A 15,023-nucleotide genomic window follows, 5' to 3' on the forward strand; every position below is an offset into this window, starting at 1 on the left:
AACTCCAATCCGACAAGAGGATCATCAGATGTCAGTTTCCCTACGCAAAGCCCGCACCATCATCCGCAAAACCCTGGAGAAGGGCCGAGAGATGGAGTTGAAGCCGCTCTCAGTCGTGGTTCTGGATGCCGGCGGGCATGTCATCGCGTTCGAGCGCGAGGATGGTGCTGCACCGGGCCGGTTCGGGATTGCGCAGGGCAAGGCCTATGGGTCGGTCATGTTGGGAATGGCGGGCACCGCGCAGATGCAGCGCGCCGAAGCGCAGGCCTATTTCATGGCCTCAGTGAATGGCGTCTATGGTGGTCAGGTCGTGCCGGTTCCGGGTGGCGTGCTGTTGCGTGATCGCAAGGGGGCCGTGATCGGCGCCGTCGGGGTTACCGGCGACACATCTGACAATGATGCGCTGGCCGCAATAGCGGGGATCGAGGCGGCCGGCCTGATCGGTGAGATTTGACAAGAGCGTTGTATTGATACGTTTTTCCAGCTGGGCGGGGAAATTATGCCCCCGCTTGGCGGCTTCTTGGAAAACGTTTCCAATTAAACAGGGCGGATCAGAACGTACAGTGCGTCTTCGAACACGTCCCTGCGCTTTCATGCAGGGCGTGTATTCTTGCACGTTAAAACCGCTGCCGCTAGCTTCCTTGACAGGCACAACAACAGCAGGGAAAGCGGAATGTCTCGGCCTGTCGTCGGTATCATCGGCAACTCGTATCTCATGAACGACCAATACCCCACACATGCTGGGGGAACGATGAATTCGGATGCCGTGGCCAACGTGTCAGGATGTCTTCCCTTGTTGATACCCGCAGATCCGCGTTACGTTTCGGTAGATGAGTTGCTGAAGGTCTGCGACGGCTTTCTGCTGACGGGCGGTCGCCCGAACGTGCACCCGGAAGAATACGGGGAACCTGCAACCGATGCACATGGCGAATTCGACCGGGCTCGAGACGCCATAACTCTGCCGCTGGTTCGCGCCTGCGTAGAAAGGGGGCAGCCGTTTTTGGGCATCTGCCGGGGGTTTCAGGAAGTCAACGTTGCCATGGGCGGAACGCTTTATCCCGAGATACGCGATCTGCCGGGGCGGATGAACCACCGGATGCCACCCGATGGAACCCTGGAAGAAAAGTTTGCTCTGCGTCATGTGGTGACACTGGAAAACGGCGGTGTTTTCCACAAGCTGTTCGGCGCAACCGAGGTCATGACCAACACCTTGCACGGTCAGGGCATCAAAACGATTGGGCATCGCGTTGTCATTGACGGCCATGCACCGGACGGGACGCCCGAGGCGATCTATATCAAGGATGCGCCCGGCTTTACCCTGTCGGTTCAATGGCATCCGGAATGGGACGCGATCAATGACCCGGTCTCGCGCCCCCTGTTCGAAGCCTTCGGCGATGCGGTGCGTGGATGGGCCGCCGGAACGGTTCATCAGGCAGTTCAAAAATCTGCCTGAATTACACCGGCCCGACGAGGGGGAAAATCGGGCCGGTGCCGTGCGATCAGACCAGCAGGTTGAACTGATTGATCAGCGGAAGGGAACGTGCGCGCTTGCCCGTCAGGTCGAAAAGCGCATTGCCGAGCGCCGGCATCGAAGGCGGTGTTCCGGGTTCGCCCGCACCGCCCATATGCCGATTGGTTTCCAAAACGCGCACCTCGACCTGCGGGGCTGTGTGCATCCGCATCGCGTCATAGTCGGGGAAGTTGAACTGCTCGACTTCGCCGTCCGCAAAGGTGATCTCGCCGAAACATGCGGCGGACAGGCCGTACATCATGCCGCCGAACATCTGCGCCTTGACGTTTTCCGGGTCCAGCGCCAGCCCCATGTCGCAGGCAATCCAGGCCTTGCTGATGCGGATGGCGCCGTCTTCGTCGACCACTTCGATGACCTGAGCCACCGGGGTGCCGAAGCTGTATGTGAAGGCCACGCCCCGGCCGACGCCTTCGGGCGTCTGACCCGTCCAGCCTGACATCTCCTTCACGGCTTCCAGACATCCCGCCGACGGCGCATGTTCGGTCTTCATCAGGTCCAGCCGGAACTCCAGCGGGTCACGGCCTGCGGCATGGGCCATCTCGTCCATGAATGTCTCATGAAAAAAGCCGTTGTGGCTGTTGCCGACCGAGCGCCAGAACCCCACCGGGACAGCCAAATCGGCAATGTGGCCGCTCATGCGGTAATTCGGTACCGCGTAGGGCTGGTTGAAGAAACCTTCGACCAGCACTTTGTCGGGGCCGCCGCCGGGGAACCCGGTGTAGCGCTCGACCGCCTGTTGGGTCGGAGATTGCGCCGCGACCTTGCCGTCAATGACCACGGCCTTGCCGTCCTGAACCGCGCCGCGCATCCGGGCGATGGCGCCGGGGCGGAAATAGTCGTGACGCATGTCCTCTTCACGGCTCCAGGTTGTCTGAACCGGCGTGCCGGGCATGGCCATGGCAACCTTGGTGGCGATTTCGCCGAAATCCAGTTCGCCCCGGCGCCCAAACCCGCCACCCAGATAGGTGGTGTGGATTTGGACGGCTTCGGTTTCCAGACCGGCGGTGTTGGCGACGCGGAACTGGATCAGGGTCGGGGCCTGGTTGCCGCACCACAGTTCCAACGCACTTCCCGTATAGAGCGCGGTGGCATTCATTGGCTCCATCGTTGCATGGGCCAGATAAGGCACGCGATATTCGGCGGTGATTTCCGTTGCGTTTTCCGGGCTTGCGCTGACATCGCCGTCGTCGCGCATGGTCGAGTTCGGTGCCTCGTCAAACGCCTCGGCGATCCTGGCAAAGATGCCCTCGGTATCCGGCGGATAAGGCGCGTCGCCCCAATCGACGTCGATGGCCTCGACTGCCTGATTGGCCAACCATGTGTTGCTTGCGATCACGGCCACGCCTGTGCCCAGATCGACGATCTTCTCAACCCCGGGCATGGTTCTTGCGGCGCTGTCGTCAAAGCCGTTCATCGCGCCGCCCAGTTTGGGATTCATTCGGACGCTGGCGAATTTCATACCGGGCAGGCGGACATCGACGCCGAATTCAGCAGTGCCCGTCGCCTTGCCCACCATGTCGAGACGCGGTTGGCTTTGGCCCAGATAGCGCCATTCAGACGGGTCTCGCAACGGCACCTCAACGGGTTCCAGCCCGGCGGCATCCTCGGCAAGCATTGAATAGGCGATCTTGTCGCCGTTGGGGGCAATGACATGGCCCGACGCCGTTTTCAGGTCCGAGGGGTCGACCCCCAACCGGTCTGCGGCAGCGCGTTTGAGTGTTTCACGGGCCGAAGCACCGGCTTGCCGCATCCGGTCGAACCCATCTTTCATCGAGGTCGAGCCACCCGTGACTTGCAGGCTGAGCGTTTTGCCCAGTACCCCGAGTGCCTCGCCCAGATTGTGCTGGAAATTCGAGATATCGTACCCCTTGTTCGGCAACCCTTCGCCCACAAGGGCCGAGTTGTAATAGGCCGCCGCAGCGGGACCATGCAGAACGGTGATCTGATCCAGATCGACATCCAGTTCTTCGGCGATCAGCGCGGCCCATGTGGTTCGGACGCCCTGGCCCATTTCCGCGCGGGGCGCAAACAAGGTGACGCCATTCTGGTCAATCAGCACAAACGGGTTCAGCGCTGCCTCGCCTTCACCGGGCTTCAAGGGGTTGGCCGCGGGGCGGGTAACGTAATAGGTGCCAAAGGCCACGCCGCCAACGATCGCGGCAGAGCCGATCAGGAACGTACGGCGGAGGATTTTTCCAACGGAAGCCATTGCTTACGCCTCCTTCAGCTTGGATGCCGCGTCATGGATTGCTGCGCGGATAAGGGGATAGGTGCCGCAGCGGCACAGGTTGCCCTGCATCGCTTCGTCGATGTCTGCGTCAGTGGGGTCCGGGTTTTCCGCCAGCAATGTAGCGGCCTGCATGATCTGGCCCGACTGGCAGTATCCGCACTGCGCGACCTGATGTTCGATCCAGGCCTGTTGGATCGTGGCCAGCGCGTCCGGTGAGCCGAGCCCTTCGATCGTGGTCACGTCACCCCAGACATCCGACAGCGTCACCTGGCACGAGCGCACGGCCTCACCATCGATGTGCACGGTGCAGGCCCCGCATGCGGCCACGCCGCAGCCGAACTTGGTGCCGGTCAGGCCGACCTCATCCCGCAGAGCCCAAAGCAGGGGGACGTCATCTGGCAAGTCCACCTGGTATTGCTTGCCGTTGATCTTCAAGGTCGTCGCCATGGCGCACCTCTTGTTGCTGTGGCTGGTTTCTGACATAATTGCGTAAAAGTGTCAGGGTGTCAATTGACAAATTGGACAAAAAATGTCAGGGCTTCGGATATGAAAGACAATGGTGACGGCTCACGGCAACAGGCGATCCTGAACTCGGCGTTTCAGGCGTTTTCCACTTATGGATACCGAAAGACCTCGATGGACGACATCGCGCGCGGCGCGGGGATGTCCCGGCCGGCGGTGTATCTGCATTACAAGAACAAAGAGGCGATCGTCAGCAAACTGACCGAGCTGTATTATGCCGAAAAGAGCGTTGCGGTGGCCGAAGCGCTGGCCACCCAGGGTTCGGTGCCCGAGGTTCTGAGCCGCGCGATTCAGGCGCAGACCGAGGGGATGGCAAAAATTCTGGCCTCGCCCCACGGGCTTGAGATACTCGACAACACAAAGTCCCTGTCCGGGGAAATCATCGCGGCGGGCGAGGCCAAGCTGGCCGCGCTTTATGCGGACTGGCTGGTGCAACAGGAAAAGGCGGGCCGGGTTCGCCTGCTGGCTGACGCGGCAGAGACCGGTCGGACGATCACGGCCACGCTCAAGGGGCTGAAGCTGATTGGTGCCGGCGCCGAGGTCTATGAACGGCAGGTCGCACAGGTCGCGGCCCTTTTCGGCGCCGGACTCGAAGTCAGGTAACGCGCTGACGGATCTTGTATTCGGGCGTGTCCCACAGGCGGTTCTGCATGATATCTGCCATAATCCCGACGGCGCGTTCAACATCGCCTTCGTCGATATACAAAGGTGTAAAGCCGAACCGCATTATGTCGGGTGCTCGAAAATCTCCGATCACGCCACGGGCGATCAGGGCCTGCATGGCGGCATAGCCTTCCTTGAAACGGAACGAGATCTGACTGCCACGCTGCTGCGGATCACGGGGGCTGGCCAGTTGCAGATCCGGGCAGGTTGCCTCGACGCGTTCTATGAAAAGCTCGGTCAGTTCAACAGATTTGGCGCGGACGTCGGTCATGTCCGCCAAATCCCAGATGTCCATGGCGGCCGACAAGGCCGTCATCTGGATGATGGGCGGTGTTCCCACCCGCATCCGCTCAATGCCGCTGCCGGGGCGGTAGTCGAGATCGAAGGCAAAGGGTGCTTCGTGCCCCAGCCATCCGGACAGGGCGGGGCGTGTGTTGTCTGCCAATCTGGGTGCGACATAGATGAAGGCTGGTGCGCCGGGTCCCCCGTTGAGGTATTTGTACGTACACCCGACCGCGAAATCGGCGTTGCATCCTGAAAGGTCTACGGGGATGGCCCCTGCGGAATGGGCCAGATCCCACACCGTCACTACGCCGGCGGCATGCGCCAGTTCGGTCAGCGCCCTCATGCCGTGCATCCGGCCCGAGCGGTAATCCACCTCGGTCAGCATAAGAACGGCGACCTCTTCGGTGATTGCGTCGGCCACGGCTTCGGGATCGACAATCCGCAATTCGTAGTCGTCGCCGAGTGACCGCAACAGGCCATCCGCCATGTACAGGTCCGAAGGAAAGTTGCCGTTATCCGACAGAACCACTTTGCGATCCGGATTCAGTTCAAGGGCCGAGGCCAGGGCCTGATAGACCTTGATCGACAAGGTGTCGCCGGTCACCACGCTGCCGGGCTCTGCTCCGATCAGGCGGCCAATCCGGTCACCAAGCCCGGTGGGCAGGCCCATCCAACCTGCCTTGTTCCATCCGGTGATCAGCATCTGGCCCCATTCTTCGGTCAGCATCCTTTGTACTCGCGCGCCTGCCGATTTCGGCAGCGGGCCCAGAGAATTGCCATCCAGATAGATGACGCCCTCGGGCAGGTCGAACATGGCTTTGGTTGCTGCAAAATCAGTCATGAGGGCTCGCTAACTTGTGTGAACGTCGGTGATTGCTTTTGAGGTAGTCGATCCTCAAATGTGAGTCCATGCGATGCGACATACTGGTCTTTTGCCATTTTGACCCAAAAGCGGTAGGACATCGCTCAGATGCGACATGTACTCGATCTTGTCGTCACTCAATGAGGGCTCTGCATGCGCTGGATAGACGTGCCGCCGGTTTGGCTGATTGCTTTTGCTGCGCTTGCCTGGTTGCAGGGCAAGTATCTGAAATTCGGCCTGTCGCTTGAGGGCGGTTTGACGGACCTTCTGAGCGGGCTGTTGATCGGAGGTGGAATCCTGATGGCTGTCCTGGCGGTGGTCGAATTCCGCCGTCACAAGACAACTGTTGTTCCTCATGAAACACCATCGTCGATGGTGCAATCCGGCATCTACAAGCGCAGTCGCAATCCGATCTATGTGGGCGACGTTCTGATCCTTGCAGGTCTTATTCTTCGTTTTGACGCCGTATTGTCTCTGGTTCTTGTGCCAGTCTTCGTCTGGGTGTTGGAGCGTCGGTTCATCCTGCCGGAAGAAGATCGCCTGCGTCGAACCTTTCGCGCCGACTTCGCGCGTTATGAACGCAAGACACGGCGTTGGATCTAGGGTGAATTCTGCAATGACATCACGTCAGGAATGCTGCGCTTGCGAAATAATGTTGCGCAGGATACATCTTTGCTTAACAAAGAATACCGATCACCCGCTCAGACAGATTAAGAATTAGGGGGACTGCCAGTGAAGATAGGCACGCCAAAGGAAATATTGGACGGCGAAAACCGGGTCGCGATGACTCCGGATTCGGCCGTGCAACTGCAAAAACTGGGCTATGAGTGCCTGATCGAAAAAGGCGCAGGTGCTGCTGCCGGTTTTTCGGACGCGGCGTATGAGGCTGTGGGCGTTGAGGTTGTCAAGACCGCGGCATCGCTGTGGAAGACCGCAGATATCATCGCCAAGGTTCGTATCCCGACCGAGACGGAGCTGAAACGTCTGACCAAGGGCAAGACGTTGATTTCCTTCTTCAATCCTGCCGGAAACGAAGAAGGAATGGAACTTGCCAAGTCCAAGGGCGCAAACGTGATCGCCATGGAAATGGTGCCGCGTATTTCACGCGCGCAGAAGATGGACGCATTGTCGTCGATGGCCAATATTGCCGGCTATCGCGCGGTGATCGAAGCCGGCAACAACTTTGGCCGTTTCTTCACCGGTCAGGTGACTGCGGCAGGTAAAGTGCCGCCTGCAAAGGTTCTGATCGTCGGGGCCGGTGTTGCCGGGCTTGCTGCGATCGGGACGTCGACCTCGCTGGGTGCAATCACCTACGCGTTCGACGTGCGCCCCGAGGTGGCCGAGCAGGTCGAATCGATGGGGGCGGAGTTCGTCTATCTGGATTTCGAAGAAGAACAGCAGGATGGAGCGGCCACCGGTGGGTATGCGTCGGTCCAGTCAGAAGAGTTCCGCAATGCGCAGTTGGCCAAGTTCCGCGAACTGGCCCCGGAAATGGACATCGTCATCACCACGGCCCTGATCCCCAACCGCCCGGCGCCAAAGCTGTGGCTGGAAGATATGGTCAAGGCAATGAAGCCGGGCTCGGTCATCGTTGATCTTGCGGCAGAGCGCGGCGGGAACGTCGAAGGTACCGTGCCGGACGAAAAGGTCGTGACGCCCAATGGCGTGACCATCATCGGCTATACCGACTTCCCCAGCCGGATGGCGGCGCAGTCTTCGTCTTTGTACGCCACCAACATTCGTCACATGATGACGGACCTGACACCCAACAAGGACGGCCAGATCAATCACGACATGGAAGATGACGTGATCCGTGGCGCGACCGTGACCTATGAGGGTGAGATCACCTTCCCGCCGCCGCCACCCAAGGTGCAGGCGATCGCGGCGCAGAAGAAGCCCGAGGTCAAGGAACTGACCCCGGAAGAGAAGAAGGCGCAGGAGATTGCGGCCTTCAAGGCGCAGACCAAGCAGCAGTTCACCCTGCTGGGTGTCGGTGGCGCGCTCATGCTGCTGGTGGGGCTGATCGCTCCGGCCAGTTTCATGCAGCACTTCATCGTCTTCGTGCTGGCCATCTTTGTGGGCTTCCAGGTGATCTGGAACGTCGCGCACAGCCTGCACACTCCGCTGATGGCGATCACCAACGCGATCTCGTCGATCATCATCGTCGGGGCTTTGATGCAGATCGGATCGGGGTCGTTCCTGGTCATTCTGCTGGCGGCACTGTCCGTCTTCATGGCCGGGATCAATATCTTCGGCGGTTTCCTCGTAACCCGGCGCATGCTCGCCATGTTCCAGAAATCTTAAGGAGGCCGGGCACATGGATTATGGCTTCACCACTGCCGCCTATGTTGTTGCGGCTGTCCTTTTCATCCTTTCGCTCGGCGGTCTGTCGAACCAGGAAAGTGCCAAGCGCGCGGTCTGGTATGGCATCGTCGGCATGGCGCTGGCGGTTTTCGCCACGCTGGTCGGCCCGGGTTCGGGCCTGTGGTTGCTGTCACTGCTGCTGATCGCGGGCGGTGGTTTCATCGGCCAGTATGTTGCACAGCGCGTGCAGATGACCGAGATGCCGCAGCTTGTTGCGGCGATGCACTCGCTGGTCGGTCTTGCGGCCGTGTTCGTCGGTTTCAATGCGCATTTCGAGATCGGCAACGTGGCGCAGGTCATGGCCATTGCTGACAGCGCCAGCCAGGCGGACCTGTCCGATCTGGGGTCTTTTGCCAAGCTGATTGCCAAGAAAACCCCGGCTGAGCTGGCTATCCTGCACGTGGAACTGTTCCTGGGCATCTTCATCGGTGCGATCACCTTTACCGGGTCGGTCGTCGCCTATGGCAAGCTGGCGGGCAAGGTGACCTCGGCAGCGACAAAGCTGCCCGGTGGCCACGCACTGAATGCGGCGGCGGCGGGTCTCTCGCTGATCTGCCTGATCTGGTACACTTCGACAGGGGGCCTGTTCCCGCTGATCCTGATGACGCTGGCGGCTTTGTTCATCGGCTATCACCTGATCATGGGCATCGGAGGCGCCGACATGCCGGTGGTTGTGTCGATGCTGAACAGCTACTCGGGTTGGGCAGCCGCGGCGATCGGTTTTTCGCTGGGCAACGACCTGCTGATCGTGGTTGGTGCGCTGGTGGGCTCGTCGGGTGCGATCCTGTCCTACATCATGTGCAAGGCGATGAACCGCCACTTTGTCAGCGTGATCCTGGGCGGCTTTGGCGGACCTCAGGGCGAACAGATGGCCGTTGAAGGCGAGCAGATCGCCATCGAGGCCGACGGTGTGGCCGCGGCCCTGAACGACGCGGACAGCGTGATCATCATCCCGGGCTATGGCATGGCCGTGGCACAGGCGCAGCAATCGGTTTCCGAACTGGTGCGCAAGCTGCGGGCCAAGGGCAAGAATGTTCGTTTCGCTATTCACCCCGTTGCGGGCCGCTTGCCGGGCCATATGAACGTTTTGCTGGCCGAAGCGAAGGTGCCGTATGATATCGTTCTGGAAATGGATGAGATCAACGATGACTTTCCGGGCACCGATGTGGCCATCGTCATCGGTTCAAACGACATCGTGAACCCTGCGGCGCAGGAAGACCCCAACAGCCCCATCGCCGGCATGCCGGTTCTGGAATGTTGGAAAGCCAAGCAGGTGTTCGTCTCGAAACGTGGTCAGGGCACCGGGTACTCGGGTATCGAGAATCCTTTGTTCTTCAAAGAGAACACCCGGATGTTCTACGGCGACGCCAAGGAGTCACTGGACAAGCTGCTGCCGATGATCGATTGATCGTCGCGTTGGATCAGATTGCAAAGGGCGCCTTTGGGCGCCCTTTTCTTTGTGAATGTGCATGGGGGCGTTGCCCCCAAACCCCCAGGATATTTCCAGCCAGATGAAGCAGGCGGAGTGTGGTAGTCTGGGGTGCCGACAAAGATGGCAGGAGGTCGAAGATGGAGAAGGTGAACGGTATCGGCGGTGTGTTCTTTCGCGCCCGCGACCCAAAGGCGTTGAGCGCCTGGTATGAGAAGCACTTGGGCGTCAATCACTATGACCCCGTGCCCTGGAAGCAGCGTGAAGGCTATACGGTCTTTGCGCCATTCGCTGAGGACACCGAGTATTTCGGACGGGCCGATCAGCAGTGGATGATCAATTTTCGTGTCGATGATCTGGCCGCGCTGACGGCGCAGCTTGAGCAGGCTGGAATCACGGTGGAAACCAATCCTGACTGGGACAGCGAAGTTGGAAAATTTGCCCGCATCCTTGATCCCGAAGGCAACCCCATCGAGCTGTGGCAGCCAAATCAATGAGATAGCGGTGTTGTATACCGTTGTATCCTTGTAAGTGTATGAAATAAAAAGAGAATTGATGTCTCGTTTGTGTGGCGTATAGTGCGCGTGACGAGGCGGAGCCCTGAATGACACCGATAGATGACCATCCCCTTCGCTATGCGCTGGCCAATGAATTGCATGCTCGACCGTTTCCGGTCGCGTCAATGCCCTGTACTGTGGTCTTTCTGGCGATCAAGAAACCAGAGGCTGCGGTCGCTCGTGATCGTCGTGAGGATTTGGCTCATTTGATCGACCTGCTGGACCGCCACGGCGCGCAGCATCCTCAGCCTGATGCAACACATTACGCGGGTCAGATTGGTCGCCACTGGTTGAAGTGGGAGCAGCATACCGAATTCGTGACCTACACCGCGATCGCTCAGAACGTGAGTGATCGCGCGTTCAACCCGGCCGACTTTGAAGTCTTTCCGCCTGATTGGCTGATGGCCAGCCCGGGGCAAAGGGTAACGTCGGCGATGGTGCGCGTCGTTGAACGCGAAAGTGACGATGTGGTAAAGTCAAGGCTGCTGGATTGGTTCGAGCCGGAAAGCCTGGCCGTGGCCAGAGTATTGGACGATGCCGCCATTTGCGCCAGTGACTTTCGTATCGATCCGGCAGGTCATATGCGCTTTGCCTTGTTCGTGGCCGAGGGCACCGGACGGCGCCGGACGGGACGCATTATTCAGCGCCTGTGCGAAATCGAAACGTACAAGGCGATGTCGATGCTGGGTTTCGCGCGCGTCAAGCAACTGATGCCGCGCATCGGGGAACTGGATGGGCAACTCACCCGGTTGATGGGGCAGATGACCGACAACTCGGCGCAACCTGACGTGCTGTTGCAGGATTTGCTGGCAACGTCGATCGAGCTCGAAACACTGTCGGCCCGATGTTCTTTCCGGTTCGGTGCCACCGGGGCGTATGAGGCCATCGTCAACCAGCGAATCGAAGTGTTGCGAGAAGAACGTTTCGAAGGCGGACAGAATTTCGCCGATTTCATGATGCGCCGCTATGACCCTGCAATCCGCACCGTGAAATCCACGGAACGCCGCCTTCAGGCCTTGTCGGACCGGGCGATCCGCGCCGGTGAGTTGCTGCGGACAAGGGTGGATGTGGAACGCAGCGCGCAAAACCAGGCGTTGCTGGAAAGCATGGACCGTCGGGCCGATCTGGCATTGCGGTTGCAACACACGGTCGAGGGGCTTTCCGTGGTCGCCATCAGCTATTATGCGGTTTCGCTGGTCAGCTATCTTTTGTATCCGTTGACGGCCTCTGGCATCAGCAAGGGCATGCTGACGGCGGCGGTTACGATCCCGGTTGTCGTCGCGGTGTGGTACGCGGTCCGACGCATCCGCAAACGGCTCGGTTGAGCGGCAATTGCCAGGTTTCGTCTGGCCTGTAGAACACGGGCACTTGGCACGCAGAGCGAGGGAGTCATATGATAAGCGTAGTTGCAGCATGGCGCGCTGTCGCTGCCATGTTCATTCTGAATGGCGCCCTGTTCGGAATCTGGGCGTCACGCATTCCCGCCATACGTGACAGGTTGGAACTGTCCCATGAGGCACTGGGATTCGGCCTGTTGTTCATGGCGGCGGGGGCTGTCTGCTCTTTCCCGATAACCGGGCGGCTGACGGATCGTTTCGGTGCTGTTGCAATCACCCGGATCATTGCAGTTCTGTACACTGGGTCGCTGATCTTGCTTGCCCTGGCTGATGGGCTTTGGGGGTTGGCTGTGTTCCTGTTTGTCTTTGGCGCCTTCCACGGATCGATGGATGTTGCGATGAATGCATGGGCCGCCGAGGTAGAGCAGGCATATGACAAACCCGTAATGTCCTCGTTCCACGCAATGTGGAGCCTTGGCGCCGGTCTTGGCGCACTCAGCGGGTATGTTGCGGTTCAGATGGGGCTGACGGTTCTTGTGCATTTCCTGCTGGCGGGCGGCGTGGTTGTCGGCCTTGCGCTTGCGTCATCCTGGGTAAGCTGGAGCTCGCGCCGATCCAAAGGGCCTCAGTGTACGGTTTTCGCCTTGCCATCCGGCGCGCTGATACTGGTTGGCATAGCCGCCTTGTGCGGAGCATTGGGCGAAGGGGCCGTCGCGGACTGGAGCGCGATATATCTGCGTGACATCACGGGGGCGACCGAAAGCGTCGCTGCCCTGGGCTATGCGGTGTTTTCAGTGACCATGGTGGCGTTTCGACTTGCAGGTGCCGTTGTTATCACCCGGTTCGGTCCGGTCGTTTCCGCCCGGTTCGGCGGTATTTGCGCCGCGTTTGGTGTTTTTACGGTGGTTTCTGCGGCGACGCCTTTGACAGCGTTGGTCGGGTTTGCCTTGATGGGAATTGGCTATGCCGTGATCATGCCGCTGGCATTCAGCCGGGCGGCCAGCGATCCGAATGTGCCACCGGGGCAAGCCATCGCAAGTGTAGCGACATTGGGGTATGGGGGGCTGTTGATCGGTCCGCCGTTGATCGGTCTTCTGGCGGAGTTGTTCGGCCTGCGTTTGGCTTTTGCCGTACTGCTGCCATTGGCCGTTCTGATCGTGCTGTTGGCCGGCGCGCTGAAGCGCGCCGGCTCGGTTTAGTTCAACGACCGCGGATGCGCGGATCCAGCGCGTCGCGCAGACCGTCACCCAGATAGTTGACGCTGAGAACGGTCAGCGAGATTGCCAGACCCGGCCAGAACACACGCTCGGGGTATTGCTGTAGATAATCGACACCGTCGAACAGCAAGCGACCCCATGTCGGGAAGTCGGGCGGAAAGCCCAGACCCAGGAACGACAACGCGCTTTCGGTGATGATGGCCGTGGCAATGCCCAGCGTCGCCGATACCATGATCGGAGACAACACGTTCGGCAGGATATGCCGCGTGATGATCTGAGTGTTGCTGGTGCCGATGGACCGGGCTGCCAATACGAATTCACGCTCTTTGATGGCCAGCACGTCACCGCGTACGATCCGCGCCGTGGGCATCCACGAGGTGATGCCGATGGCGCAGACGATCAGGATGAAGATCCCGCGCTCCAGCCCGAACGCGGCCGACAGGGGCTCGCGGAACAGCAGCATCATGACCAGCAACAAGGGCAGCAGTGGCAGGGCCAGAAACAGGTCTGTCAGACGCATAAGCGGACCATCCAGCCGTTTGAAGAACCCGGCCAGAACGCCGATGAACGATCCCAGAAACAGTGCCAGCAGCATCGCGGTGATGCCCACCGATACCGAGGTCTGACCGCCCGACATCATGCGGGCGAGAATATCCCGGCCCAGTTGGTCGGTGCCGAACGGGTGCGCCCAGCTTGGCCCCTGATTGCGGGCCCGGATATCGATCTGCGTCGGATCAATGCTCCAGAGGTAGGGGCCCAGATACACGCCCGCTACGATGAAGATGAACAGGATCGCCCCGATCATTGCGCCCTTGTGCGTCTTGAACTGATCCCACACATCGCGCCATTGGCTGCGTGGCGGGGTCGTGAGTTCCTCCATCACATCAGCGGTTGGCAGCGCGGTGGATGCTGGGGCCAGACCTTCGTCGGGGATCAGCGTGTCTGATTTGTCGTGATCAGTCATAGCGAATCCTCGGGTCCAGAATGCCATACAGGACGTCGGCGATCAGGTTGAACAGCACGATCAGCACGGCAAAGATGAAGGTCAGGGTTTGCACCATCGGCAGGTCATTGGCCTGGATGGCCCCGATCAGCAACTGACCGATACCATTCACCTTGAAAACCTGCTCGGTGATGATGGCGCCGCCGAAGATGGCCGGGATACCCAGTGCAATGACCGTGACCACCGGGATCATCGAGTTCCTCAGGACGTGGACCATGACCACGGTGTATTCGCTGAGCCCCTTGGCGCGCGCGGTGCGGACGTAGTCCTGATTGAGGTTGTCCAGCATCGAGGCGCGCATGAATCGGCTGAGCTGTGCCGTGATCTGCAACGCCAGCACCATGACCGGCATGATCATCTGCTTCAGCTGCACGACGAAGCTGTCCCAGCTGTTGACCACATGCGTGGTGTCATAGATCGACGGGAACCAGCCCAGTTGGACCGAGAAAATCACGATCACCAGAACGCCCGAGAAAAACGGAGGGACCGAGAAGCCGACCATCGACACGAAGGTGCCCATCTGGTCGAACCAGGAATACTGACGATAGGCCGAATAGATGCCGATGGGCAGGGCGATCAGGATGGCGACCACATAGGCGGTGCCGACAACCCACAGAGTCTGCGGGATACGCTGAACAACGATGTCCATGACGGGCGAGCGGGTCTGCCAGGATATCACGCGCAGGTCGCCTTCGGAAAAGGTTGTACCGAACATCGAGTCGATCAGGACCTGCGGTTCGATCCAGAAGAACTGCACGATCCACTTCCAGAACCGGATATGCATCGGCTGGCCAAGGCCAAGCGCCTCGCGCATCTTTTCCTTGACTTCGGGGGGAACGGTGAGCGGAACCTGCGCCATCGGATCGCCGGGTGCGAGTTCGAGGAGCAGGAAGATGACGAGGCTGATGAACAGCAGCGTTGGAACGGCCAGCACCAGTCGTCTGATTGTGAAATTAAGCATTAAGAGGCGCCTTTATATGCGTCTTCTTGTTGGGGTGGGATGCAAATGACCGCGCCCCGATA

General features: G+C 59.8%; 14 protein-coding genes. 9 read left to right on the forward strand and 5 right to left on the reverse strand.

Going from position 1 to position 15,023, the window contains the following annotated elements:
* The first annotated feature begins 28 nt into the window (after nt 1-28).
* Both ACR0DJ_RS03825 and ACR0DJ_RS03830 read left to right on the forward strand, forming a co-directional pair.
* Complete coding sequence (locus tag ACR0DJ_RS03825) at nt 29-454, forward strand: GlcG/HbpS family heme-binding protein (RefSeq protein WP_170343742.1); 426 nt, start codon at nt 29-31, stop codon at nt 452-454.
* 219 nt (nt 455-673) lie between these two features.
* Nucleotides 674-1,453: a gamma-glutamyl-gamma-aminobutyrate hydrolase family protein gene (locus ACR0DJ_RS03830; protein WP_257599063.1), complete on the forward strand. Its 780-nt coding sequence runs from the start codon at nt 674-676 to the stop codon at nt 1,451-1,453.
* Between the two features lie 46 nt (nt 1,454-1,499).
* On the opposite strand, the gene ACR0DJ_RS03835 is transcribed toward ACR0DJ_RS03830, so the two are convergent.
* Nucleotides 1,500-3,740, reverse strand: coding sequence for a xanthine dehydrogenase family protein molybdopterin-binding subunit (locus ACR0DJ_RS03835; RefSeq protein ID WP_480683930.1), 2,241 nt, complete (start codon nt 3,738-3,740; stop codon nt 1,500-1,502).
* 3 nt (nt 3,741-3,743) lie between these two features.
* Nucleotides 3,744-4,208 (reverse strand): (2Fe-2S)-binding protein, encoded by a 465-nt coding sequence (locus tag ACR0DJ_RS03840; RefSeq protein ID WP_480683931.1) that lies wholly within the window; start codon nt 4,206-4,208, stop codon nt 3,744-3,746.
* A gap of 99 nt (nt 4,209-4,307) precedes the next feature.
* Between ACR0DJ_RS03840 and ACR0DJ_RS03845 the strand changes: the two genes are divergently transcribed.
* Nucleotides 4,308-4,886 carry a TetR/AcrR family transcriptional regulator gene (locus ACR0DJ_RS03845; RefSeq protein ID WP_425078584.1) on the forward strand — a complete coding sequence of 193 codons (579 nt, stop codon included), beginning with the start codon at nt 4,308-4,310 and terminating at the stop codon, nt 4,884-4,886.
* Here ACR0DJ_RS03845 and kynU read toward each other — a convergent pair.
* On the reverse strand, nt 4,879-6,072 hold the full coding sequence (gene kynU, locus ACR0DJ_RS03850; RefSeq protein ID WP_480683933.1) for a kynureninase: 1,194 nt from the start codon (nt 6,070-6,072) through the stop codon (nt 4,879-4,881). The two genes, ACR0DJ_RS03845 and kynU, sit on opposite strands and share 8 nt — an antisense overlap.
* A 174-nt stretch (nt 6,073-6,246) precedes the next feature.
* Between kynU and ACR0DJ_RS03855 the strand changes: the two genes are divergently transcribed.
* From ACR0DJ_RS03855 to ACR0DJ_RS03880, 6 genes are all read left to right on the forward strand, one after another.
* On the forward strand, nt 6,247-6,696 hold the full coding sequence (locus ACR0DJ_RS03855; RefSeq protein WP_257599060.1) for a methyltransferase family protein: 450 nt from the start codon (nt 6,247-6,249) through the stop codon (nt 6,694-6,696).
* Nucleotides 6,697-6,825: 129 nt separating this feature from the next.
* Entirely contained in the window at nt 6,826-8,397 is a 1,572-nt protein-coding gene (locus tag ACR0DJ_RS03860) for a Re/Si-specific NAD(P)(+) transhydrogenase subunit alpha (protein WP_257599059.1), read from the forward strand.
* A gap of 13 nt (nt 8,398-8,410) precedes the next feature.
* Nucleotides 8,411-9,865, forward strand: coding sequence for an NAD(P)(+) transhydrogenase (Re/Si-specific) subunit beta (locus tag ACR0DJ_RS03865; protein WP_480683934.1), 1,455 nt, complete (start codon nt 8,411-8,413; stop codon nt 9,863-9,865).
* 161 nt (nt 9,866-10,026) lie between these two features.
* Nucleotides 10,027-10,383: a VOC family protein gene (locus ACR0DJ_RS03870; protein WP_480683935.1), complete on the forward strand. Its 357-nt coding sequence runs from the start codon at nt 10,027-10,029 to the stop codon at nt 10,381-10,383.
* 107 nt (nt 10,384-10,490) lie between these two features.
* Nucleotides 10,491-11,768 carry a DUF3422 family protein gene (locus ACR0DJ_RS03875; protein ID WP_480683936.1) on the forward strand — a complete coding sequence of 426 codons (1,278 nt, stop codon included), beginning with the start codon at nt 10,491-10,493 and terminating at the stop codon, nt 11,766-11,768.
* A 68-nt stretch (nt 11,769-11,836) separates the two neighbouring features.
* Nucleotides 11,837-12,979: an MFS transporter gene (locus ACR0DJ_RS03880; RefSeq protein ID WP_480683938.1), complete on the forward strand. Its 1,143-nt coding sequence runs from the start codon at nt 11,837-11,839 to the stop codon at nt 12,977-12,979.
* 1 nt (nt 12,980) lies between these two features.
* Here ACR0DJ_RS03880 and ACR0DJ_RS03885 read toward each other — a convergent pair whose 3' ends face one another.
* Together ACR0DJ_RS03885 and ACR0DJ_RS03890 are read right to left on the reverse strand one after the other, a co-directional pair.
* A complete protein-coding gene (locus tag ACR0DJ_RS03885) occupies nt 12,981-13,961 on the reverse strand; it encodes an ABC transporter permease (protein WP_425078581.1) in 981 nt (326 codons plus the stop codon).
* Nucleotides 13,954-14,961 (reverse strand): ABC transporter permease, encoded by a 1,008-nt coding sequence (locus ACR0DJ_RS03890; protein ID WP_170343754.1) that lies wholly within the window; start codon nt 14,959-14,961, stop codon nt 13,954-13,956. Before ACR0DJ_RS03890 ends, ACR0DJ_RS03885 begins: the two co-directional genes overlap by 8 nt.
* Between the last annotated feature and the right edge of the window lie 62 nt (nt 14,962-15,023).

Source organism: Ruegeria sp. BF10, assembly GCF_056538725.1.

Excerpts from the sequence above, each read along its gene's own strand:
- ACR0DJ_RS03825 (WP_170343742.1), top strand. The coding sequence starts at position 29 with ATGTCAGTTTCCCTACGCAAAGCCCGCACCATCATCCGCAAAACCCTG.
- ACR0DJ_RS03830 (WP_257599063.1), top strand. The coding sequence starts at position 674 with ATGTCTCGGCCTGTCGTCGGTATCATCGGCAACTCGTATCTCATGAAC.
- ACR0DJ_RS03835 (WP_480683930.1), bottom strand. The coding sequence starts at position 3,740 with ATGGCTTCCGTTGGAAAAATCCTCCGCCGTACGTTCCTGATCGGCTCT.
- ACR0DJ_RS03840 (WP_480683931.1), bottom strand. The coding sequence starts at position 4,208 with ATGGCGACGACCTTGAAGATCAACGGCAAGCAATACCAGGTGGACTTG.
- ACR0DJ_RS03845 (WP_425078584.1), top strand. The coding sequence starts at position 4,308 with ATGAAAGACAATGGTGACGGCTCACGGCAACAGGCGATCCTGAACTCG.
- kynU (WP_480683933.1), bottom strand. The coding sequence starts at position 6,072 with ATGACTGATTTTGCAGCAACCAAAGCCATGTTCGACCTGCCCGAGGGC.
- ACR0DJ_RS03855 (WP_257599060.1), top strand. The coding sequence starts at position 6,247 with ATGCGCTGGATAGACGTGCCGCCGGTTTGGCTGATTGCTTTTGCTGCG.
- ACR0DJ_RS03865 (WP_480683934.1), top strand. The coding sequence starts at position 8,411 with ATGGATTATGGCTTCACCACTGCCGCCTATGTTGTTGCGGCTGTCCTT.
- ACR0DJ_RS03870 (WP_480683935.1), top strand. The coding sequence starts at position 10,027 with ATGGAGAAGGTGAACGGTATCGGCGGTGTGTTCTTTCGCGCCCGCGAC.
- ACR0DJ_RS03875 (WP_480683936.1), top strand. The coding sequence starts at position 10,491 with ATGACACCGATAGATGACCATCCCCTTCGCTATGCGCTGGCCAATGAA.
- ACR0DJ_RS03880 (WP_480683938.1), top strand. The coding sequence starts at position 11,837 with ATGATAAGCGTAGTTGCAGCATGGCGCGCTGTCGCTGCCATGTTCATT.
- ACR0DJ_RS03885 (WP_425078581.1), bottom strand. The coding sequence starts at position 13,961 with ATGACTGATCACGACAAATCAGACACGCTGATCCCCGACGAAGGTCTG.
- ACR0DJ_RS03890 (WP_170343754.1), bottom strand. The coding sequence starts at position 14,961 with ATGCTTAATTTCACAATCAGACGACTGGTGCTGGCCGTTCCAACGCTG.